Raw genomic sequence first — 22,382 nt, forward strand, 5'->3', positions numbered from 1 at the left:
CGGGCCGCGAGGACGCCGTAGGTGGCCAGCGCCAGGGGCGCCACCGGACCGCCGAGCAACGCCCCGGACACGGCGCCGAGCAGCGCCGCCACGGGTAGCGCGCGTCGAGGCGTGAACAGGACCGGCGGACCGGCGGCCCGGTCGCCGTCCGCCGCGAGCGTCCCCGGGCCGAGGCCGACCCACCGCCGTGCCCGATGCGCCAGCGCGGACGCAGGCCCGAGGCCGGCCCACTCCCCTGCCCGTTGCGCCGGCTCGCGAGCAGGCCCGACGCCGGTCCACTGCCCTGCCCGGTCTGCGGCAGGGCCGGGCTTGATCCACTGATGTGCCGGGTGCCCGGCTCCGGGCCCGACGTGGTTTCCCGAGCGCGGCCCGGTGGCTGGCCGGACGACTGCGGCCCGGGCGTCGAGCGGGACGGCCCGAAACCGCCTGCCCGCTGGGCCGGGGCCCGCCGTCCAGAAATCGCCCAGTCGCGGGCGCGACCTGCGCGTACCGGGCCAGGCGACGGCGCTGCCGCGACCGCGAGAAGCAGCGCCAACAGCCCGAGCTGCGCGGTCACGACGGTTCCGCCCCGGGCACCCGGAGGACCGGCGGCACCGGCACACCCCGCTGCCGCAGCAGGGCGCCGAGCGCACGGGCCGCCGGACCGGGACCCCGTCCTCGTACCCAGGCCGGAACCACTGTCACCACGCGGTCGGGGCCGTCGGGCAGCAGCAGGCCGATGGAGTCCAGCACCCGTCCCTCGCCGGTCCGGCGGAGCTGGAGGACGACCTGCAGCGCGGCGGCGACCTGCGCGTGCAGTGCGAGGCGCGGCAGACCGCCGAGCATCCCGAGCGCTTCCAGCCGGGCCGGGACGTCGGCCGGAGCGTTCGCGTGCAGCGTCCCCGCCCCGCCGTCGTGGCCGGTGTTCAACGCGGCGAGCAGGTCCACCACCTCGGCGCCCCGGCACTCGCCCACGACCAGCCGGTCCGGCCGCATCCGCAGTGCCTGCCGGACCAGGTCACCGAGCCCTACCGCCCCGGCGCCCTCGACGTTCGCGGTGCGCGCCTGCAACCCGATCACGTGCGGGTGCACCGGCCGCAGCTCGGCGGCGTCCTCCACCAGCACGATCCGCTCGGTGCCGGGCACCAGCCCGAGCAGCGTGTTGAGCAGCGTCGTCTTGCCGGAGCCGGTGCCGCCGCTGACCAGGTACGCGAGGCGGCCGGCCACCACTGCGGCGAGCAGCGGGGCGACCGGCCGGGCAACCGTGCCCCGATCCACCAGCTCGTCGAGGGTGAACGGCCGCTGCCGGAAGGTACGCAGCGACAGGTACGGCCCGTCGGTCGCCACCGGCGGCAGCACGGCGTGCAACCGGGTGCCGTCGGGCAGCCGCGCGTCGGCGTACGGCGCGGCGTCGTCCAGCCTGCGTCCGGCAGCGGCGGTGAGGCGCTGCGCCAACCGGCGTACGTCGTCGAGCGTGCCCAGCGGCACCGCCACCTGACGCAGCCCCTGCCCCCTGTCGACCCAGACCCGTACCCCGTTCACCAGCACGTCGGTGACCTGCGGGTCGGCGAGCAGCGGCGCGAGCGGACCGGCGCCGATCAGGTCGTCGTGGACCCGGTCGGCGATCCGCAGCAACGTGGTGTCGCCGAGCACCGCGGTCGCCGGTTCGGCGCGTACGGCCGAGACGATCGCCGCCGGGGTGACCGGCGTCGCCTCGGCGGCGAACCGGTTGCCGGACCCGGACGGCCAGTTCCCCGGGGTCGGCCGGCCCGGTCATGCCGCACCCGCCGCCGACGACCCGACCAGCTCTTCCACGAGCCGCTGACACAGGACGGCGAGTGGGCCCTTGCCGCTCGCGCCCGGCGCCTCGCCCCGCTCCAGCCCTCGGCACAGCCCCGGCTCGGGCCGCAGCGTGCCGGCGAGCGGCAGGCCCAGCGCCCGGGACACCTCGGCCGCGCGGAGCCGGCCGGGCGCCGGGCCGCGCACGATCACCGACAGGTCGACGCAGTGTGGCGCGGCGAGGGCGGCGACCCGGGCCGCCGCGGCTGCCGCCCGCAGCTCGGCCGGTACGACGAGCAGCGCGCGGTCGGCGGCCTGGAGCGCGATCACCGCCGCGTCTTCGAGGTGCCGAGTGGGTCTAGCACGACCAGGTCCCGCCCGCGACGGCTGGCGTCGACAGTGGCGGCCATCGCCTCGGCCGGCAGGTGCCGCAGCTCCCCGCGATCCCAGGAGAGCACCACCAGGTCGCCTCGGCTGGGCAGCGCGCGGACCACCGACGGCGGGTCGACGGCCCGTCCGTGCCGGCCAGCTCGGGCCAGCGCAATCCGTCGAGCTGCTCCCACCCGAGTACGAGATCGAGGCCTCCGCCGAGCGGGTCGGCGTCCACAAGCAGCGTGCGCAGGCGTGACCGGGCCGCGGTGACGGCGAGCCCGCCGGCGAGCACGCTGGCCCCGGCGCCGCCCCGCCCGCCGAGCACCGCCACCACCCGCCCCGACGGCGGACCCGCCGGGCCGGCCCCGCATTCGGCGAACCGGTCGATCAGCCAGGGCTCGGCCGCCGGCAGTGTCGCGACGTGCTCCGCGCCGATCAGCTCGGCCAACTCCGTACCCGGATCGAGTTCTCCGGAGCGACCGACCAGGACCGTGCGGGCGCGGCGGGGAAGGCGTGCCCGCAGGCAGGCCGCCGCCTGGTCGGCGCCGATGAGGACCAGCGGCGCCGGCGCCCAGCGGGCCCGGGCGGCCGCCGGGTCGGCGGCCAGTTCGACCTCGGTGCCACCGGCGGCCGCGAGTCGCAACAGCTCGTCGAGAAGGTCGCCGTCGGAGGTGACGAGCAGAGGCAGGCGACGGTACGGCGGGAGCGGAGTGCGGGGCGGCATGGCTGTCTCCCTCGGTCGGACTCGGACGTGCCCGGCAGCCTGCCCGGCCGATGAGCCGAATGCGGGAGATGCGGACTCCCCTGTGGACGGCGGAATGCGATGTGGACAGACCTCGGCGGAGGAGTGGATCTGCTATGTGGCGCGAGGGTTGAGCAGCGAACGCACGGTCAGCCATTGACTACGGGGATGATCAGTAACGGATAATCGGGGACCCCTCGCCGCTCCATGGACGGCACCGGCTTTGCGGATTCGAGGCCATGACCGATTCATCGCATCCCCTCGCGATTCCCCCACCTCCGCGCCACGCGCTGCCCGACGGACCGACCGGCGGCGAGGCCTGGCTGCGCGATCCGTCACCGGCAGCGCTCGCCGCGATCGCGGTCGGGCTCGTGGTAGTGGTGCTCGCCAGCATCGTCAGCGCCTTCGCGACGCCCCGCCGCCCCGACCTTCCACCGCCGATCGAGGGGCAGGCGATCCTGGCATCCCCGGCGCTGTCCAAGGGGGCCGCGGAACCACCGGAGGCGTCCTGGTCGCCGCCGCCGGTGTCGCTCTCCAGCCGCTCCGTCCTGCCCACCCGGACGGCCGAGCCGAGCCGGGCGGCCGCTCCGACCAGCCGGCCGGCGTCGCCGAAGCCCTCCCGTTCCAGGCCTTCGAAACCGCCTGTCGCCGGGCCCGACGAGCTCAGACCGCTGTCGCCGTCACGCGAACGGAGGCTGCGTTCACACGGCGGCGGACCGGAGACGTTCATCGACTTCGTCAACGCCCGGCGGGAGCGCGTAGCCGTCTACTGGCTCAACTACGAGGGGCGGCGTCAGCGGTACGCGCTGCTCGAGCCTGGGCAGTCCTACCGGCAGCAGACGTACGTCGGTCATCCCTGGGTGGTCACCGACGAGCGCGGCGGAGCGCTGGTGTGTTTCGAGCCGGCCAGGCACACCTCGCGCGCGGTGATTCGCTGACCCGACCACAACTCGCTTGCCGGCCGGGACCCCGGCTGCGACGCTCCGGCCGTGATCGACAGACCTGGCGTCGACGAGCCGCTGCTGGCCGCCGAGGTGGCCGCCGCCTGGGCCCTGAGCGTCGCCGACCTCGTCTTCCTGCCGGTGGGGCTCGACGGGAACGCCTGGGCGTACCGGGTGGACACGACCGGCGGTGCGCGGTACTTCCTGAAGCTGCGCCGCGGCGAGTTCACAGGGGCCGCCGTCGCGCTGCCAGGATTCCTCCGCGCGCGAGGCCTCCGGCAGGTCGTCGCGCCGATCGACCTGCCGGACGGCGGCGCCGTACACGGCTTCGAGGGCTACCGGCTGCTGCTCTACCCGTTCCATGAGGGCGGCAGTCTGTGGGCTCGCGGTCTAACCGACCGCCAGTGGATCGGGTACGGCGAGTTCCTGGGCCGGCTGCACCAGGTCACGCCGAGCGCCGAACTCGCCGCCGTCCTGCCGGTGGAGACCTACCGGTCGACCGCGGGCGACCGGCTGCGAACGCTCGGCGATCAGGCCGCGGCGAGCGACGCCCTCGGCGCGTTCTGGAAACGGTACGGCACCGCGCTGCACCGATTGGCGGACACGGTGGATGAGCTTGCGTCCGGTGTCACGCGCGCTCGGCACGTCATCGCCCACGCCGACATCCACCCGGGCAACCTGATCGCCGACGGCGACGGTCCGCTACACGTCGTGGACTGGGACGCGCCGATGTTCGCGCCGCGCGAGCGGGACCTGATGTTCGTCTACAGCCGGGACTTCGGCGACCACCCGGCCGACGCGCGCCGGGCCGATCTCTTCCGGCGGGGCTACGGCCCGGTCGAGCCGGATCAGAGGTTGCTGAGTTACTACCGCGGCGAGCGACACCTCGACGATGCCGCCGAGTTCCTTCGCAGCATCCTGAGGCCCGGGGCCAGTCCGGAGTCCCGGGCCAACGACCTGCATTGGCTCACCCGCATCGCCGAGGCCGTCGCCGAACCCGCCTACGCGCCGTGAACAGCTACTCTGGCCGCCCTGCCGACATCTGACGTTGCGAGGTGACGTGCACAAGAGCCCTCGTCCACAGGATTGGACGGTCCGAGGTCTCCCCCTGCCCACCACGCTGGCCACCTTGCTGGAACAGGACCGTTGGCGGCACCCCGGAGACCACGTGCTCCGGAGCGTCATGCCGTGGTTCGAATACCCACTGATGTTCCCCACCAGTCTTGACGGAATGCGGTTCGAGAACAATGCCCTGGACCTCTTCGCCGACGACGCCCCGTTGTCGCAGCTGTTTCGAGTGACCCGCGGCAGCCGCATGAATCGTCCGGTCGCCCTGCCGTGGCTCGATGCCGATCGCGCGGTGTTCATCGCGGTCAACCGGGACCCTGGAGACGATGTAGCCCTCGCGCTCGACTACCGCACCGACGTCGCCGACCCGAGGGTCGTCGCCAGTGACTTCTGGACCGACCCCACCCGATGCTCCTGGCGGCTGGTGGCGCCCAGGTTCACGCAACTCCTCACGGCGCTCGGCCCCACCTGACCGGGCACGCGCCTGCTGGTCCGCCCGTCGGCGGGTCAGGAGCTGATCTCGTGCATCGTTCCGTCCGGTCCCATGCGGTACCTCCGCGGCGGTCCCATGGCTCGCAGTGCCTCCGCATATGCGGCCTGACGGGCGGCCTGTTCCTCGCCGGACGGGTCGCTCACGCGGAAGCCGTGCAGATGAACATCGTCGGGGTCGATGTCGTCGGGGGACGGACGGCCCTCGACGACGAAGCCGAACAGCGCACGCAACGCTTCCTCGCCGAGGTCGAGGGGATGAAACGGCAACGGGTACGGGCCCGGCTCGACGCGATGCTCACCGGCCCAGTACGGCAGCTCGAAGTCGTACGGCTCGCCGATGTTCTCCTGGATGCTGCCGCCGGGCGACAGGCTCAGCGATCTGACCAGTACGCCGTCCTCCCACTCCGCGAAGCCGAGCCAGTCCACGGCAGAGTGCATCCCGTGCATGATGATTCGCCGGCCTGCTCCGGCCAGGCGAAGGTGCTCCGGCAGCTCGGACGGGCGGTCGAGCATGACCCGTCGGTCGCAGTACAGCTCCGCCCCGGCCAGCACGGTGGCGTACGTGACGCCGTCCGGCGGGTAGACGCCGTCGAGCAGGGTGTCGTCGTCGGCTGGTTCGACGACGTGGCCGGGGTGGACTCGACGTATCAACGCCTCGACTTCGGCTCGCGCCGATCGCCCGGCGCCACGCAGCGCCGGACGAATGTCGCCGTCAGTAAACGCCAGCAGTGCCGTCTTCGCGCCCACGCCGTTCCTCCCCGTACCGCAGAAAGCCACCTCGGACGATCATGTCGGCCTGCTGGTTCTGCGACAGGGCCTTGAGACCGATCTGCAACCAGGCCGGAGTCCGGGCATCGCGGGAAGCCGTACGGTTTCAGCCCGCCCGATGCCGGGGACGCCACCCGTAGGCGACGGGGAGGGGCTGTGACCTGCGGCGGAACGCTCCCGGCGCAAAGGGACGACCCCCGTCGGGGGGAGACGGGGGTCGTCTTGTGGTTCGGCTCCGGGGGGGTCGAGCCGAACCGACTCAGCGGTTACGGGGGGTGCAACCGCCGAGGCCTGCGGCGTCGGGAATGTGAACTCCCGTCGCGAGGACAAGCATGCCGCAGCCGACCCTTATACGTCGAGTGGTGTTCAGTCCACGCAAAGCTAATTTCTTGCACATCAGATGTGACCGCCGTCACTCCTGCGGGTGCTCATCCACTTCCATGACCCTGGGCGGACGCCTCCGCGCCGCCGTCGGGCTAGACTTTCGCGCCGTGGGCCGCAGCGCCGCTTTCTTCGATCTCGACAAGACCGTCATCGCCAAGTCAAGCGCACTGGCATTCGGTCGGCCGTTCTACCGGGACGGGCTGATCACTCGGCGTGACGTGGTCAAGTCGGCGTACGCGCAGTTGATGTTCCGGCTGGGCGGCACCGACGAGCAGACCATGGCCCGCACGCGGGACTACCTGGCCACACTCTGCAAGGGCTGGCCGGTGGAACAGGTCCGCCAGATCGTCGCGGAGACGCTGCACGAACTGATCAACCCCTATGTGTACGCCGAGGCGGCCGCCCTCATCGAGGAGCACCAGGCCGCCGGCCGGGACGTGGTGCTGGTTTCCGCGTCGGGTGACGAGATGGTCCGGCCGATCGGTGAGCTGCTCGGGATCACCGACGTGATCGCCACCCGGATGGGTGTGGTGGACGGCCGCTACAGCGGTGAGGTCGAGTTCTACGCCGCCGGTCCGAGCAAGGTCGAGGCGGTCAGCGAGCTGGCTCTGGAACGCGACTACGACCTCAGCGACTCGTACGCGTACTCCGACTCGTACTCGGATCGGCCGCTGCTGGAGTGCGTGGGGCACCCGACGGTGGTCAACCCGGACCGGGCGCTGCGCAAGCTGGCGGTGGAGAACTCGTGGCCGGTGCTGGAGTTCCGGCACCCGATTCCGCTGGGCCGCCGCCTGCGTGAGCGGCCGGCCGTGCCGGTCGCGGCCGCGGCGCTCGGTGTCGGAGTCGGCGTGGCCATCGGCATCGCCTGGTACGGCCGGCACCGCCGCACCCGCGCCGCCGCGCCGACCGCCTGACACCCGCGACCTCAGGACGCGGCGAGGATCTCGTCGCCGATGAGCGTGATCTGGTCGGCGCCGACCTCGACAGCCGTCATGTAGTGCCGCAGCCAGGAGCGCAGGCCGTCGGGCGTGCCGGTGGCGAACGCGCCGGCCGCGCCCACGTACTCCGGTTCGCGCTCGCGGTGACCGACGTCGACAGCGACCAGCCCACGGGGGTCGAACCCGGTGGAGATCAGCACCAGCCGGGCGGCGGCGCGGGCCACCACCCCGGACGGGCCGGGGAACGGGCGCAGGTTCAGCAGCTCGCCGTGTACGACGGCGGCCAGCACCAGCGGTGGCACCTTGGTGCCGCCGGCGACCAGGGCGGCCAGGCCGTCGAGGCGGGCCGCGACCACCGGGTCGGCGACCGGCCGGCCCAGCTCCTCCTCGGTCACCACGTCGCGGGCGGCGAGCACGTGCAGCCGGGCCAGCACCTGCCGGGGCGCCTTGGGCCAGAGGTCGCTGAGCCCGGGCAGCGCTCCGGCCACCCGCAGCGCGCCCTGCATCACCGGGTCGGTGACGGTGCCGGCGCGCACTTCCTCGCGGTCGTGGACGCGGCCCTCCAGCGCGGCGCTGGCCACGGCGGAGCGGAGGCTGACCTCGGCGGCGACCTGGCCGCCCTGGCGGCGCAGCGCGCGGTGCCGGTGGGCCAGGTCGACCCGCTCGCGGGCCTGCTCGACGGCGGGGGCGACGTCGGCGAGCGCGAGCAGCGGGGCGAGCGGATCGGTGGTCACCCCGTCACGCTAGCGACCGCCGGGCTCCCCCCATGCCCGGGGTTGTTAATAAGGGTCCCTTCCTCTACCGGAGGCGTTAACAAGGGGCCCTTCCTTACACCTCGGCGCGAGGGGAGGGCCGCTGGGCGCGCGGTGCGGGGCCGGGCGGTCGCGACCGGGGTACGGCGGGACTAACCTTCCCCGGAGTAGGAGACGCAGGTCACGCGACGAAGGAGTCACCGCATGAGCGAGGCATTGGCCAACTTGCTGAACGAGACGCGCCAGTTCCCGCCGCCGGCTGAACTCGCCGCGAACGCCAACGTGACCGCCGAGGCGTACGAGGAGGCGGCCGGTGACCGGCTGGCCTTCTGGGCGCGTCAGGCCGGCCGGCTGGCCTGGGCCCAGCCGTGGGAGCAGGTGCTCGACTGGTCGAACGCCCCGTTCGCGAAGTGGTTCACCGGGGGCACGCTGAACGTGGCGTACAACTGCCTGGACCGGCACGTCGAGGCGGGCCTCGGCGACAAGGTGGCGATCCACTGGGAGGGCGAGCCCGGCGACACCCGCACCGTCACCTACGCCGACCTGCACCGGCTCACCTGCCAGGCGGCGAACGCGCTGACGGAGCTGGGCGTGACCGCCGGTGACCGGGTGGCGATCTACATGCCGATGATCCCGGAGGCGGCGGTGGCGATGCTCGCCTGCGCCCGGATCGGCGCCACGCACAGCGTGGTGTTCGGCGGCTTCTCCGCCGACGCGCTCACCAACCGGATCCAGGACGCCAGCGCCAAGGTGGTGATCACCGCGGACGGCGGGTACCGGCGGGGCAAGCCGTCGGCGCTCAAGCCGACCGTGGACGAGGCGGTGGCGAAGTGCCCGTCGGTGGAGCACGTGCTGGTGGTGCGGCGTACCGGTGAGGAGGTCGCCTGGTCGGGCAGGGACCACTGGTGGCACGAGACGGTGGAGACGGCGGCGCCGGAGCACGAGGCGCAGCCGTTCGACGCCGAGCACCCGCTGTTCATCCTCTACACCAGCGGCACGACGGCCCGGCCGAAGGGCATCCTGCACACCACCGGCGGCTACCTGACCCAGGCGTCGTACACCACGCACGCGGTGTTCGACCTGAAGCCGGAGTCGGACGTCTACTGGTGCACGGCCGACATCGGCTGGGTGACCGGGCACTCCTACATCGTGTACGGCCCGCTCTCCAACGGCGCCACCCAGGTCATGTACGAGGGCACGCCGGACACCCCGCACAAGGGCCGGTTCTGGGAGATCGTCGACAAGTACAAGGTGACCATCCTGTACACGGCGCCGACGCTGATCCGCACCATGATGAAGTGGGGCGAGGACATCCCGGCCGGCTACGACCTGTCTTCGCTGCGTCTGCTCGGCAGCGTCGGTGAGCCGATCAACCCGGAGGCGTGGATCTGGTACCGGCAGCACGTCGGCCGCGGCGAACTGCCGGTGGTGGACACCTGGTGGCAGACCGAGACCGGCGCCATCATGATCTCGCCGCTGCCCGGTGTGACCGAGGCGAAGCCCGGCTCGGCGATGGGCCCGCTGCCCGGCATCGTCGCCGACGTGGTGGACGACCAGGGTGAGTCGGTGCCGAACGGCGGCGGCGGTTACCTGGTGCTGAAGGAGCCGTGGCCGTCGATGCTGCGGACGGTGTGGGGCGACGACAACCGCTTCCTGGAGACGTACTGGTCGCGGTTCGGCGCGGGCGCCAACATCGGCGACGAGTGGGTCTACTTCGCCGGTGACGGCGCGAAGAAGGACGACGACGGGCACATCTGGCTGCTCGGCCGGGTGGACGACGTGATGCTGGTGTCCGGCCACAACATCTCCACCACAGAGGTGGAGTCGGCGCTGGTCAGCCACCCGTCGGTGGCGGAGGCGGCGGTGGTCGGCGCGACCGACCCGACCACCGGGCAGGCGATCGTCGCGTTCGCCATCCCGCGCGGCACCGCGGAGACCGCCGGCGACGCGGGCGAGCAGCTCATCGCCGAGCTGCGCAACCACGTGGCGAAGACGCTCGGCCCGATCGCCAAGCCGCGGCAGATCATGCTGGTGCCGGAGCTGCCGAAGACCCGCTCCGGCAAGATCATGCGCCGGTTGCTGCGGGACGTGGCGGAGAACCGGTCGCTCGGCGACGTGACCACGCTCCAGGACTCCTCGGTGATGGAGTTGATCTCGTCGGGGATGAGCGGCGGCAAGTCCGACGAGGACTGACGACAGCCGACCAGGGGGCGGACCGCGGCGCGGTCCGCCCCCTTCGTCGTATCCGGGATCCGCGCCGGTCGATCGGGGGACCCGATCTGACCTGATCGGCCAGAGCACTTTTCCACCACTGTCGATGTCGCTTGTTGTCGGTTACGTTCAGCCGCACCGGCGGATTTCGACGAGCGTCAGTGAGACGGCCGGTTCCCCACCATTCCCTACGAACGGAGTGGCATGCTCCCCATGTCGCAGCACAGGGCACGGCGACGCTTACTCGTCGCGCTGCCCGTCATCGCGCTCGCGGCCACGTCGCTGACCGTGACGGGCAGCGCGGCGGCCCAGCCGTCCCGGTCCGCACCGGTCACGATCGGGGCGGACGAGCACTACATCAACTACGCCGAGCCCGAGGTGCAGCCGGACACCGGCGGCAAGGAGATCAAGGGCCGTGACGGCGTCTTCACCTCGCCCGCGGACGAGGCCCGCGCCTACGACCGCAAGTACGCCGGGGGCAACCCGATCGCGGCCCGTGAGCTGGCCAAGCTGGAGGCCAAGTCCATCCGGACCGGCAAGAGCCCTCGCAAGATCAAGCAGGCAAAGAGTACGCAGACCGCCAAGCTGCTGACGCTGCTCGTCGAGTTCAACGACAACGCCAACGACGACTTCACAGACGTGATGGTCCCGAAGACGGTGTTCGAGGACCGCACCTGCGTTCCCGGCACGGTGCAGAACGGGCCGCGGCACAACACCATCCCGAACCCGGCCACGCTGCCGCACAAGGACAACAACTCGATGTGGGTGCCGGACTTCTCGCCGGCCCACTACGACAAGATGCTCTACAGCAAGAAGGGCATCACCGAGCGGGTCCGCAAGGACCTCAAGGGGCCGGACGGCAAGCCGGGCATCAGCCTCGCCGGGCGGACCATGCACAACATGTACCTGGAGATGTCCAAGGGCGCGTACACGGTGGACGGGCAGGCCACCCCGTGGATCACGGTGCCGCACTCGGAGGGCTGGTACGCCGCGTCGCGCTGTTTCCAGGACGAGAACGGCAACTGGGTCGCCGGGCGTGAGCAGTCGATGAACGGCCACCCGGACAACCCGCAGGGCGCCGGCCGCCTCGCCACCGACGCGATCGACGCGCTGGCCGCGGCCGACCCGAACTTCCCCTGGGCCGACTACGACATCGAGGACCAGAGCGACCGCGACGGCGACGGCAACTACCACGAGCCGGACGGCGTGATCGACCACCTGGTGCTGGTGCACGCCAACCAGGGCAAGTCCCGTGGCGGCGGCGACATCGGCATCTACTCGGTCTGGGCGCACTCCTCGACGGTGGCCGGCGGCTACACGATCCCCGGCACCAACCTGAAGGTGTCGAACTACATCGTGCAGCCGGAGGACGCCGGCGTCGGCGTCTTCGCCCACGAGTTCGGCCACGACCTGGGCCTGCCGGACCTCTACGACACCTCCGGCAACGCCGACTCGGACGTGGACTTCTGGGACCTGATGGCGTCCGGCTCGCACTCCGGCGAGATCTTCCAGGCGCTGCCCACCCACATGGGCCTGTGGGACAAGTGGGTGCTGGGCTGGGCCGAGCCGAAGACGTTCGGGCCGGGTGACCGGTCCAAACTGGTCAAGCTCGGGCAGACGTCGCGTACTCCGGTCGGCACCGAGGACGGCATCAAGATCGACCTGCCGGACAAGGTGATCTCACTGGCGACGCCGCACAGCGGCGGCAACATGTGGTACTCCGGCGCGGACCAGAACTGGGCCGACGTCAAGCTCAGCCGCACGGTGACCGTCCCGAACGCCGCCGACGCGAAGTTCTGGATGTGGAACAACTACGTCATCGAGGCGGACTGGGACTTCGGCTTCGTCGAGGTCTCCACCGACGGCGGCGCCACCTGGAACGAGCAGAAGGTGTACGCCGAGGGCGGCGCGCTCGTCTCCACAAACGACGGCTACGCCGACCCGAACGGCCGGATGGTCGACTTCGGCAACAAGAAGTACGGCCTGAGCGGCAGCACCGGCGGCTGGCGGCACGACTACGTCGACCTGTCGTCGTTCGCGGGGCAGACCGTGCAGGTGCGGCTGCGGTACGCCACCGACGAGGCGTTCGTCGAGCGCGGCTGGTTCGCCGACGACTTCTCGGTGACCGGCGGCGGCGCGACCACGTGGAGCGACGACGTGGAGAGCGGCGCGGCGGGCTGGACCCAGACCGGCGGCACCTTCACCGACACCAGCGGCGCGGGTTGGTACATCGACTCGGGCACGCAGGTCAAGTCGCACTACTACCTGGCCGAGTGGCGTAACTTCGACGGCTTCGACAACGGCCTGAAGTACACCTACGACACCGTCTACTCGCACGAGGCCTGGAAGGTCGACCGGATCGCGTACAACGCGCCGGGCATGCTGGTCTGGTACCGGGACACCCAGCTCGGCGACGTCAACCACGTCACCGCGCAGATGACCGCGCTGCCCAGCTACGGCGCCAAGGGCGGTCTGCTGATCGTCGACTCGCACAACGACCCGCTGCGCCGCAAGGGCACCGCGGCCGAGAAGGACCCGTCGGTGCTGAAGAACCTGCCCAGCCGGCCGCAGTCCTCCAACGCCGCGTTCGGCCTCAAGCCCACGTACCCGTTCAAGGAGTGCCTGGAGGCGGCGGACGAGCCGTACAGCGAGTACTGCACGAAGTTCGGCCCGCAGGCGCCGGTGAAGGGCTTCACCGACGCCAAGGGCTGGTACCCGGGCATCGAGATCCGTGACGGCGCCGCGTACGCGCGGGACAACGACGCCTCGGTGGTCGTCCCGTCGCGGGGCAACCAGCAGTACACGACCCGGGTGGTGAACCCGGACGGCACTCCGGCGACGGACTACTACGGTTCGACGCTGGGTGGCGGGGCGATCGTGCTCGGCACCGGCAACCCGGGTGACGCGGGCGTCCAGTACGGCGTCTCGATCATCATCAAGCGGGCCGCCAAGGACAACTCGTACGCCCAGGTGTACGTGGTCCCGCCGCGTCCCTGAAACGGGCACGGTCAAAGCGGAACCGGAATGACCGAAAAATGATCTGATCTAGCTCGATGGGGGAAGGGCCGGGAGCGTGAGCGCTCCCGGCCCTTCCGCGTAACCCATTAATCCATGCATGTCTCTGCAATCGCGGCTCCGCGCATCGTCGCTGGTCAACGGCTCGGTGACGGGCAGGTGTGTGACGGTGAAAAGCGTTCTCAACAAAAAGTTGCAACAAATCGACGCACGCGTCTTCCCACCAGTCGCAGCAGTGTCTATGTTCACCCTTGGTCCCACCAGTGGACCGTTCCACCGGCCCGTACCCCCAGTTGGGCCGGTTCCCTCACACCGGAGGTACCACGTGCGCAAAGTCGCAGTGGGTCTGCTCGGGCTTTCGCTGACCGCGACGGGGCTGGTGGCAGGCACGGCCGCCAGCGCCGCGCCGACGCCGAAGCTGCCGGCCGCCGCTCCGTCGGTGGCCGAGCCTGCGCAGGCTGAGCACGACCTGCCCAACCCGCTCGAGGAGAAGCGGCGCGCGCTGCGCCAGGAAGGCCTCAGCGAGGTCCTGTCCGGCAGGGCGAAGGCCCAGAAGATCAACGGCAGCACGGTCGTCAAGGTCGGCGAGCGGGCCGCCGCCGGTCCCGCGGCGGGCAAGGCAGCCAAGAGCACCAAGGCCGGCAAGGGTCCGACCAAGGACCAGTACGTCGAACTCTCCCGCGAGCGGACCGACAGGATCTTCGTCATCCTCGCGGAGTTCGGCGACGAGCGGCACCCGAACTACCCGGACCAGGACACCGACCCGGACACCCCGGGCCCGACCCGGTTCGACGGTCCGCTCCGCAACCAGATCCCCCAGCCCAACCGCGCGGTGGACAACTCCACGGTCTGGCAGGCGGACTACAGCGCCGACTACTACCGGCAGCTGTACTTCGGCACCAACCCGGGCGACGAGTCGCTGAAGCAGTACTACGAGGCCCAGTCCTCGGGTCGGTACAGCGTCGACGGCGAGGTCACCAACTGGGTGAAGGTGCGGTACAACGAGGCTCGCTACGGCCGCTCCGGCGGCTACCCGTGTGCCTCGAACGTCTGCACCAACACCTGGGCCCTGGTCCGCGACGCCGCCAACCAGTGGGTCGCCGACCAGAAGGCGCAGGGCCGCTCCGACGCGGAGATCGCCGCGGACGTCAAGGCGATGGACCAGTGGGACCGGTACGACTTCGACGGCGACGGCGACTTCAACGAGCCGGACGGCTACATCGACCACTTCCAGATCGTCCACGCCGGCGGCGACGAGGCCGACGGTGACCCGTACCAGGGTGAGGACGCCATCTGGAGCCACCGGTGGTACGCCTTCGCCAGCGACCAGGGCAACACCGGCCCGGAGAACTTCCCGGCCGGCGGCACCCAGATCGGCAACACCGGCGTCTGGATCGGTGACTACACGATCCAGCCGGAGAACGGTGGCCGGAGCGTCTTCTACCACGAGTACGGCCACGACCTCGGTCTGCCGGACGACTACAACGTGGTCAGCGGTGGGGACAACAACAACGAGCACTGGACCCTGATGGCCCAGAGCCGGCTCGGCGCCAAGAACGACGGCGGCATCGGCGAGCGCGGTGGCGACCTCGGCGCCTGGAACAAGCTCCAGCTCGGCTGGCTCGACTACGAGGTGATCGTGGCCGGCCAGAAGCGCACCCTGGAACTCGGGCCGCAGGAGTACAACTCCAACAAGGCCCAGGGCGCCGTGGTGGTGCTGCCGCAGCGGGAGTACACGTTCCAGAACGGCAAGCCGTTCGAGGGTACGAAGCAGTTCTTCTCGGGCAACGACGACGACCTGAACAACACGATGACGCGCACTGTCGACCTCACCGGGAAGACCAGCGCCGCGCTGTCGATGAAGGGTCGCTACAGCATCGAGGCGGACTACGACTACCTGTTCTTCGAGGCGTCCACCGACGGTGGCCAGACCTGGACCTCGCTGCCCGGTACGGCCAACGGCACCCCGCTGAAGGAGATCTCCCCCGGGCGCTACGCCCTGGACGGCTCCAGCAACGACCAGTGGGTCGACGTCAACATCCCGATGGACGCGGTCGCCGGCAAGGTCGTGCAGTTCCGGCTCCGCTACCAGACGGACGGCGGCGTGTCCGAGGGCGGCTTCTACGGTGACGCGATCACCGTGACCGCCGACGGTCAGACCCTCCTCACCGACGGCGCCGAGGCCGGTGCCAACGGCTGGACCCTCAGCGGCTTCAGCATCGTCGAGGAGACCTACACCCGTAAGTTCGACAACTACTACATCGCCGGTCACCGGTCGTACGTCTCGTACGACAAGTACCTCAAGACCGGCCCGTACTTCTTCGGCTACGCGAACACCCGCCCGGACTACGTGGACCACTACGCGTACCAGGAGGGTCTGCTGATCTCCTACTGGAACCTGCGGTTCGCGGACAACGACACGTTCGCGCACCCGGGTGAGGGTCGGAACATGATCATCGACGCGCACCCGCGGCCGATCTACAACCTGACCGGCCAGCCCTGGCGGGCCCGTGTCCAGGTCTACGACGCGCCGTTCAGCCTGAAGAAGGCCGACTCGTTCACGCTGCACATCAACAGCCAGCCGCAGTACATCCGCGGTCAGGACGCGCAGCCGCTGTTCGACGACACCAAGCAGTACTGGTACCCGGAGCTGCCGAACCACGGCGTCAAGCTCCCGGCCACCGGCACCAAGATCAAGGTCCTGGAGCAGAATGGCACCTCGCTGAAGGTCCGCTTCTCCTGATCCACTGATCGACGCGCCACGCGATGCCCGGGCGGGCTCACCGCCCGGGCATCGCCCTTTCCGGGAACCCGGCGTACCCCGCCCGCGTCCCATCCGTTCGACACCCGCCCCACGCTGCCGGCCGCCCCACGACGGCGCTGATCGACGGCGCGGCCGAGACGGAGGATCCGTGTCCGACGACCACCAGCCGGCCGCGAGCGGCGCGGGCACGCCCGCCGACCGGCCCGCGCCGCTGTCCGCCACCGAACTGCCGACGCTGCGGCGTCCCGCCGGCCCGCCGAGGAAGCCGACCGACAACCGCCCGGCCGGCGTCGTCGCCGGATGGATCACCCGGGGCGGCTCCGGACCCTGCTACGGCCTGATGGACGAGAACGGCACGGAGTACGCCGTGTACGGCCCGAACGCCGGGGAGTTGCGCAAGGGCGACTTCGTCTCACTGCGGCTCACCGCACGGGACCGCTCGGTGGACTGCGGGCCCGGCATCCCCATGCGCGTCGCCGAATCCTGACCCCGCAAGCGGTCGCCGGGCCGCATGGGTCACCTCCCGGAGAAATCCCTGATCCTGGTCACCTGCGAGCCCGATGCGCGATCGGCGGCCCTAGGCTGTGCCCCATGACCGACCAGCGCGGCGGACCCGTCGACGAGTCCTGCGTCCTGCCCGAGGGGCCGTGGACGCACCGGTTCGTCGGCGCCAACGGCAGCCGGTTCCACGTCGTCGAGGCGGGCGCCGGTCCGATGGTGCTCTTCCTCCACGGCTTCCCCGAGTACTGGTACGCCTGGCACGAGATGCTGCCGGCGGTCGCGGACGCGGGCTTCCGGGCGGTCGCCGTCGACCTGCGCGGCTACGGCGCGAGCGACAAACCACCCCGGGGGTACGACGGCTACACGCTCGCCGCCGACGTCGCCGGCCTGATCCGCGCACTGGGCGAGCGATCGGCCACGGTGGTCGGCACCGGCGCGGGCGGGCTCATCGCCTGGACCGCCGCCTCCTTCCACCCGACCCTGGTCCGGCGGCTCGTGGTGCTCGGCGCGCCGCACCCGCTGCGGCTGCGGGCCGCCATCTTCGCCGACCCGCGCGGCCAGTTCGCCTCGGCCACCGCGACGCTCAAGTTCCAGCTCCCCCGGTACGAGCACGTCCTGACCCGGGACGACGCCGCCGAGGTGGAGGAGATCCTGCGCCGGTGGGGCGGCCCACGTTGGGCGGACAGCCCCGACTTCGCCGCGTACGCCCACTGCTGCCGGGTCGCGATGCAGATCCCGCAGGCCGCGTTCTGCGCGATGGAGGGCTACCGCTGGGCGTTCCGCTCGGTGCTGCGGCTGCACGGCTACCGCTTCGTGAAGCTGATGCAGAAGCCGCTCGTCACGCCGACCCTGCAACTGCACGGCGCGCTGGACCGCGCGTCGCTTCCCCGTACCGCCCAGGGCTCCGGCCGCTACGTCAGCGCGCCGTACGAGTGGCGGCTGCTCGACGACGTGGGGCACTTCCCCCACGTGGAGGCCCGTGACCTGGTGCTCGGCGAGGTCCTGCGCTGGGCGAAGTCCTGACTCAGACCCGCTGCTCGCCCAGGTCGGCCACCTCGGTCGCGGGCGCCCAGCCCTGGTAGACGCCGAAATCGAACGCCTCCAGCCCCATCGCCTCGGCCACCGGCCAGCGCCCACCCGTGTACTCCAGCCGCAGCCAGCCCTCGTGCTCGGCCAGCACGATGAACGGCTGTCCCTGCCAGGTGCAGGTGGTCCGCACGTACGCGAGATCGTCGACCTCGGCCGCCGGCACCACCCGGACGTACCGGCCGGGACGTACCTCGGTGAACCCCTCCTCCGGTCCGGGCTGGTAGAGGCGGACCTCGTCCCCGGCGGGGCTGGCCTGGTACTCCCGCCCCCGCCAGCGGGCCACGTAGCCGTCGCGGGTCACGCCTCGTCCGCCTTCCGCCAGACCAGCGCGTCGGTGTCCAGAACCGCGACCAGCCGCGTGGCGCCGTCCGCGCCGAGCCGCCACAGCTCGGCGCCGTGCGGCAGGCGGGCGCTGTCCACCTTGAACTCGGCGATCACGTCGCTGCTCTCCCCGGGAGCGAAGCCGTTGCCGCGGAACGGCGGCCGCTCGATCACCCAGCCCTCCATCGCCCGCATCGCGGCCTCGTTCGGCCCGCCGTAGGGGATCCGGTAGAGGCTCGGCCGGTAGGCCGGCCAGCGCAGCAGGTAGATCTCCTCGTCGTCCGGGGAGAACGGCGAACCCGGGTGGCCGAGCCCGAGCGCCCGGTACAGCTCCGCCGGGCTGTTCAGGTGCGCCAGTTCCCCGGCCCGGTGCACGAAGCCGGAGACCCGGTCGTAGCCACGCTCCAGGTAGTACGCGAGCTGGCTCGCCGCGATCGCCTTCTGCATGGTCACCGGCTGGTTCGCGGCGATGGTCGGCGCCTCGGGGCGCTGTCGTTCCGCCGGCTGCTGCGCGGCGGCCGGCTCCGGGTCGTCGCCGAGGCCCACCTCGGCCGCCCAGTTGGCGAGCGCGAGAACCTGCTCCCCCGGGTACGTCGCGCCGACCGGGCTGTCCGGGTTCACCCGGAACGACCAGGACACGTCCGGCCACTTGCGAATGAGCTGGACGAACTTGACCCGTACCGTCTCGACCGCGTCTCCGGCGTGCTCGGCGAGGCGTTCCGGGGAGGTGTAGACCGAGACGGACGTCTCGCCGTCCACCGGCTCGGTGTGCCAGACGAACCCCGGCTCACCCGGCCGGCTGCCCGCGGCCGAGTCGGGCGCGGCCGGCAGCAGCACCCGGGCCAGCAGCAGGGTGGTGAGGAAGCCGTCGGTGCTCCCGCTGCCCGCGGCGGCCAGCAACTCCTCCTCCACGTTGTTCGCCGGCACGAAGTCGGCCGGAGCGGCGGCGCTCACCGGGTCGCCGTCGATCGGCGCCGGCTCCGCCAGGGGCGCGGGCGGCGCCGAGGTGTCCGGCGTCTCGTGCGGGGTGGACAGCGCGACGGTCGGCTCACCCGGCGCGAACAGCGACGTGGTGACGGAGTCGTCGAAGGCCGCCGGTTCGGCCTCGGTGGCCGGCTGCGTGGCCGGCTCGGCGTCGGCGGCCGGCTCGAAGAGCGACACGGTGGCCTGTTCCCCGGCGGTGGCCGGCGCGAACAGGGCCGCCGTCTGCTCGGGCGGCGTCGGCGCGAACAGCGAGGTGGTCGGCTCGGCAGCCGGCGTGTGCGCCTCGAACAGGGAAACAGTGGGTTCGGCCGTCGAGGTGAACGACACCGTCGGATCGTCGAGCCGCCCGGCCCGGTCGAACGGCGCCGTCTCGGCCGGCGCAACGGTGTGGGCGGCCTCGGTGAGGTTCATCGTCTCGTCGCCGGTCGTCAGCAGCGGGTCGGCCGGGAGCGGCGCGGTCGGGTCACCGGCCCAGGGTGCCGCCGCGTGATCGGCCGACGCGGCACGTACCGGGTCGGCGTACTGCGCGGACCAGGGCTGATCGGGCTCGGTCAGGTCGCGGGCCTCGATGACCGTGCCCTCGATGACGATGGGGGTGAAGTCCCGGCGCGGCGCGGGCGGGCTCGACACCGGCTCGGCGATCGAGGGCGACAGCGCCTCCGTCGGGTCCTCGGCAGCGTTCCAGGGCGGGGCCTCCCGGTCGGGGCCGACCGGGTCGGCCCACGTGTCCGTCGCGGGGGTGGCAGGGCCGGAGTGACGCCGGGGCAGCGTCCCGATGGCGTCCTCGGGTGGGCGGCTCGGCCGGAACGCCTGGGTCGCCTCGTCGGTCCGGAGCGCCGGAGGCGGCTCGTCCGCCTGCGCCGCGAACGCCTGGGTGGGGTCCTCCCGTACCGGCTCGTTCAGCGGACGGCGACGCGGAAACGGCTGGCCACCGGCGAACCGGGTCGGCGGGGTGGCCCGGTCGGCGGCCCGCCGTGGCGCGTCCAGCGGTGACGGGCGCCGGGCCGAGCGACCGGAGGCGGGCTCGAAGAAGGACCGCGACGGTGGCGGTGGCGTGGGGGTCGGCGGCGGCTCGTCGGTCGACGCGGGCTCGGCGGCGAAGGGGTCCGGCTCGTCGGGGCGGCGGCGCAGGTCGGTGAGCCAGCCGTCCAGGGCGTCCGTACCCGGTTCGTCGCCCGGGTCGGCGCGGCCCGGGCTGTCCCGGTCCGGCTCCCGGCGGCGGGGCGGCACGGTCGGCAGCCGCCGCCCCAGCACCGAACCGCCGCGTACCGGCACCGTCGGCGGCTCGTCGTCCGCAGTCCGCCGTCCGCCCCGGTCGCCCGGCACCGCCGGAGGCGGCACCGCGGGAGGCGGAACGGCTGCGGGCGGAACCGCGGGAGCCGGAACGACAGGGGGCGGGACGGCGGCCGGCGGGACGGGTACGGCGGACGGGCGAGGCGCGGAATCGGGTACGCCGTTGCGAGCGCTCCGGGCCGCGCCCTCCACCCGCTCCAGCCGGGCCCGAGCGCCCATGGTCCGCCCGGGCAGCCGGACGTCGCCCCGGGAGAGCTGAGCGACGTACCAGGCGGGCAGGTAGCCCTCGATCGGCAGCCCGGGGTTGACCGCCAGCCACCACTCCGGGTTGGGCCAGCCGTCCGCCAGTTCCGGGTAGGGGACACGGCGGGCCGTGCCGGCGTTCTCCCCCAGGCTGGCCCGCAGCGCGGCGGCGGAGGTGAAGGCGAGCACGTGCGTGCGGCCGCCGGAGGTCCAGGTGCCCCATCCGCCGGCCGGGCCGCCCGCGACCGGCAGGAACAGATCGACGCGCGTCAGCACCCGAAAGTACTGCTGCTGGTCCTGGGCGCGCAGCGCGTCCCGCATCGCCACCTCGGCCTCGGTGGCCGGCTCCCATCCGGTCACGGCCACCTCTCCTTCCGCGAACAGGCCACAGGCATCGCCTACAACCTACAAGGTGGCAGCAAGATCAGGACTTCTGGCCATCGACGGTCCGCCCCGATGTCCACGAGGCGATAACATCCCGTCCCGGAGCCGACACGTTACGGAGGTCGTCGATGTATCGGCCTGTCGCGCACCCGGCCGTGGCCGCCCTGGCGACGCTCCTCGCCGTCGGGTCTCCGGTCGCCCCCGCGGCGGCTCGCGCGCCGGCCGGCTGCGCCTCGCCACCCGCCCCGGCGCGGCCGGTCGCGCAACAGCCGTGGCCGCAGCAACGGTACGCCCCGGACCGGCTCGCCCCGCTCGCCACCGGCGCCGGAGTCGTGGTCGCGGTGATCGACTCGGGCGTGGACCGGTCCCATCCGCAGCTCGCCGGGCGCGTCCTGTCCGGCGCCGACTTCCTCGACCCGGGCGGGGACGGCACCCGGGACTGCGCCGGGCACGGCACCGGTGTCGCGAGCATCGTCGCCGCCGCCCCGCAGCCCGGCGTCGCGTTCCGCGGCCTCGCGCCGGACGCGCGCATCCTGCCGGTACGGGTGAGCGAGCAGCAGGTGGTCGAGGGGCGGGAGTCGGGGCGTACCGTCGACGCGGCCGGGTTCGCCCGGGCGATCCGGTGGGCGGTGGACCACGACGCCGACGTGCTCAACCTGTCGGTCGTGCTGTACGCGGACGACCCCGACGTGCGCGCCGCCGTCGCGTACGCGCTGCGACAGGACGTGGTGGTGGTGGCCGCCGCCGGGAACCTGCACGACAACGGCGATCCCCGGCCCTACCCGGCCGCGTACGACGGCGTGCTGGGGGTGGGCGCGATCGGCCCGGACGGCACCCGCTCGGCGTTCTCCCAGACCGGCCCGTACGTCGACGTGGTCGCCCCGGGCAGCGAGGTGCTGATGGCGGCGCCCCGCCAGGGACACCACCGGGCGGAGGGCACCAGCTACGCCACTCCGTTCGTGGCCGGCACCGCGGCGCTGCTGCGTCAGTACCGGCCCCGGCTGAGCGCGGACGAGGTGGCCGCCCGGATCGTGGCCGCCGCCGACCCGGCCCCGGGACGGGAGACCGGCTACGGCGCGGGGGTGCTCAACCCGTACCGGGCGGTGACCGAGTCGGCGGGCGTGGTGGACTCCCGGCCCCGGCCGGGCGCCGCGCTGCCCGCCGACCGGCCGGATCCGGCCGCGCTGGCCCGCGAGGCTCGCCGCGGGACGGCCCGGGACCGGGCGCTGCTGACCGCCGCCGTCGTGGGCGGGACCGTGGCACTCGTGGCGGCGCTCGCCCTGGTGCTGCCGCGCGGAGCACGGCGCCGCTGGCGGGCGGCCGACCCGGCCTGAACCGCCGTGCGGCCCGGATCGGCAGACC

General features: G+C 72.4%; 14 protein-coding genes and 2 pseudogenes. 10 read left to right on the forward strand and 6 right to left on the reverse strand.

Features of this window, described 5'->3' with window-relative positions; genetic code table 11:
• Positions 1–552 precede the first annotated feature (552 nt).
• Positions 553–1,756 (reverse strand): annotated as a pseudogene (locus MCBG_RS18000) (TadA family conjugal transfer-associated ATPase).
• Positions 1,753–2,854 (reverse strand): annotated as a pseudogene (gene ssd, locus MCBG_RS18005) (septum site-determining protein Ssd). Before ssd ends, MCBG_RS18000 begins: the two co-directional pseudogenes overlap by 4 nt.
• Before the next feature lie 257 nt (positions 2,855–3,111).
• Here ssd and MCBG_RS18010 point away from each other — a divergent pair.
• The 3 genes from MCBG_RS18010 (at position 3,112) to MCBG_RS18020 (ending at position 5,353) form a co-directional block, all read left to right on the forward strand.
• The gene (locus MCBG_RS18010; RefSeq protein WP_043327251.1) at positions 3,112–3,810 is read left to right on the forward strand and encodes a VHL beta domain-containing protein; all 699 of its coding nucleotides are present in this window, start codon (positions 3,112–3,114) and stop codon (positions 3,808–3,810) included.
• Positions 3,811–3,861: 51 nt separating this feature from the next.
• Positions 3,862–4,827, forward strand: a complete 966-nt coding sequence (locus MCBG_RS18015; RefSeq protein ID WP_043327254.1) for a phosphotransferase enzyme family protein — start codon at positions 3,862–3,864, stop codon at positions 4,825–4,827.
• A gap of 115 nt (positions 4,828–4,942) precedes the next feature.
• Positions 4,943–5,353 (forward strand): hypothetical protein, encoded by a 411-nt coding sequence (locus MCBG_RS18020; protein WP_140946281.1) that lies wholly within the window; start codon positions 4,943–4,945, stop codon positions 5,351–5,353.
• 35 nt (positions 5,354–5,388) lie between these two features.
• On the opposite strand, the gene MCBG_RS18025 is transcribed toward MCBG_RS18020, so the two are convergent.
• The gene (locus MCBG_RS18025) at positions 5,389–6,120 is read right to left on the reverse strand and encodes a DUF6928 family protein (RefSeq protein ID WP_043327259.1); all 732 of its coding nucleotides are present in this window, start codon (positions 6,118–6,120) and stop codon (positions 5,389–5,391) included.
• A 512-nt stretch (positions 6,121–6,632) separates the two neighbouring features.
• On the opposite strand from MCBG_RS18025, the gene MCBG_RS18030 reads away from it, so the two are divergent.
• Positions 6,633–7,439, forward strand: coding sequence for an HAD family hydrolase (locus MCBG_RS18030; protein ID WP_043327262.1), 807 nt, complete (start codon positions 6,633–6,635; stop codon positions 7,437–7,439).
• 11 nt (positions 7,440–7,450) lie between these two features.
• Here the strand turns inward: MCBG_RS18030 and MCBG_RS18035 are convergent, their stop codons facing one another.
• Positions 7,451–8,197: a Fic family protein gene (locus tag MCBG_RS18035; protein ID WP_043327263.1), complete on the reverse strand. Its 747-nt coding sequence runs from the start codon at positions 8,195–8,197 to the stop codon at positions 7,451–7,453.
• Positions 8,198–8,419: 222 nt separating this feature from the next.
• On the opposite strand from MCBG_RS18035, the gene acs reads away from it, so the two are divergent.
• The 5 genes from acs to MCBG_RS18060 all read left to right on the forward strand — a co-directional run bounded on the left by acs (position 8,420) and on the right by MCBG_RS18060 (position 17,729).
• Entirely contained in the window at positions 8,420–10,408 is a 1,989-nt protein-coding gene (acs, locus tag MCBG_RS18040; RefSeq protein WP_043327265.1) for an acetate--CoA ligase, read from the forward strand.
• Positions 10,409–10,639: 231 nt separating this feature from the next.
• A complete protein-coding gene (locus MCBG_RS18045) occupies positions 10,640–13,423 on the forward strand; it encodes an immune inhibitor A domain-containing protein (RefSeq protein WP_223201261.1) in 2,784 nt (927 codons plus the stop codon).
• A gap of 358 nt (positions 13,424–13,781) precedes the next feature.
• Positions 13,782–16,184 (forward strand): immune inhibitor A domain-containing protein, encoded by a 2,403-nt coding sequence (locus MCBG_RS18050; RefSeq protein WP_043327268.1) that lies wholly within the window; start codon positions 13,782–13,784, stop codon positions 16,182–16,184.
• A gap of 169 nt (positions 16,185–16,353) precedes the next feature.
• Positions 16,354–16,692: a hypothetical protein gene (locus MCBG_RS18055; protein WP_043327271.1), complete on the forward strand. Its 339-nt coding sequence runs from the start codon at positions 16,354–16,356 to the stop codon at positions 16,690–16,692.
• Between the two features lie 104 nt (positions 16,693–16,796).
• Positions 16,797–17,729 carry an alpha/beta fold hydrolase gene (locus MCBG_RS18060; RefSeq protein WP_043327273.1) on the forward strand — a complete coding sequence of 311 codons (933 nt, stop codon included), beginning with the start codon at positions 16,797–16,799 and terminating at the stop codon, positions 17,727–17,729.
• Position 17,730: 1 nt separating this feature from the next.
• Here the strand turns inward: MCBG_RS18060 and MCBG_RS18065 are convergent, their stop codons facing one another.
• Both MCBG_RS18065 and MCBG_RS18070 read right to left on the reverse strand, forming a co-directional pair.
• The gene (locus tag MCBG_RS18065; protein ID WP_043327276.1) at positions 17,731–18,096 is read right to left on the reverse strand and encodes a hypothetical protein; all 366 of its coding nucleotides are present in this window, start codon (positions 18,094–18,096) and stop codon (positions 17,731–17,733) included.
• Positions 18,093–20,996, reverse strand: coding sequence for an SseB family protein (locus MCBG_RS18070; RefSeq protein ID WP_043330723.1), 2,904 nt, complete (start codon positions 20,994–20,996; stop codon positions 18,093–18,095). The genes MCBG_RS18065 and MCBG_RS18070 overlap by 4 nt, the downstream gene beginning before the upstream one ends.
• 152 nt (positions 20,997–21,148) lie before the next feature.
• Between MCBG_RS18070 and mycP the strand changes: the two genes are divergently transcribed.
• Positions 21,149–22,354, forward strand: coding sequence for a type VII secretion-associated serine protease mycosin (mycP, locus tag MCBG_RS18075; RefSeq protein WP_043327278.1), 1,206 nt, complete (start codon positions 21,149–21,151; stop codon positions 22,352–22,354).
• The last annotated feature ends 28 nt before the right edge of the window (positions 22,355–22,382 follow it).

This window comes from Micromonospora sp. M42, assembly GCF_000568915.1.
Lineage (GTDB): Bacteria > Actinomycetota > Actinomycetes > Mycobacteriales > Micromonosporaceae > Micromonospora > Micromonospora chalcea.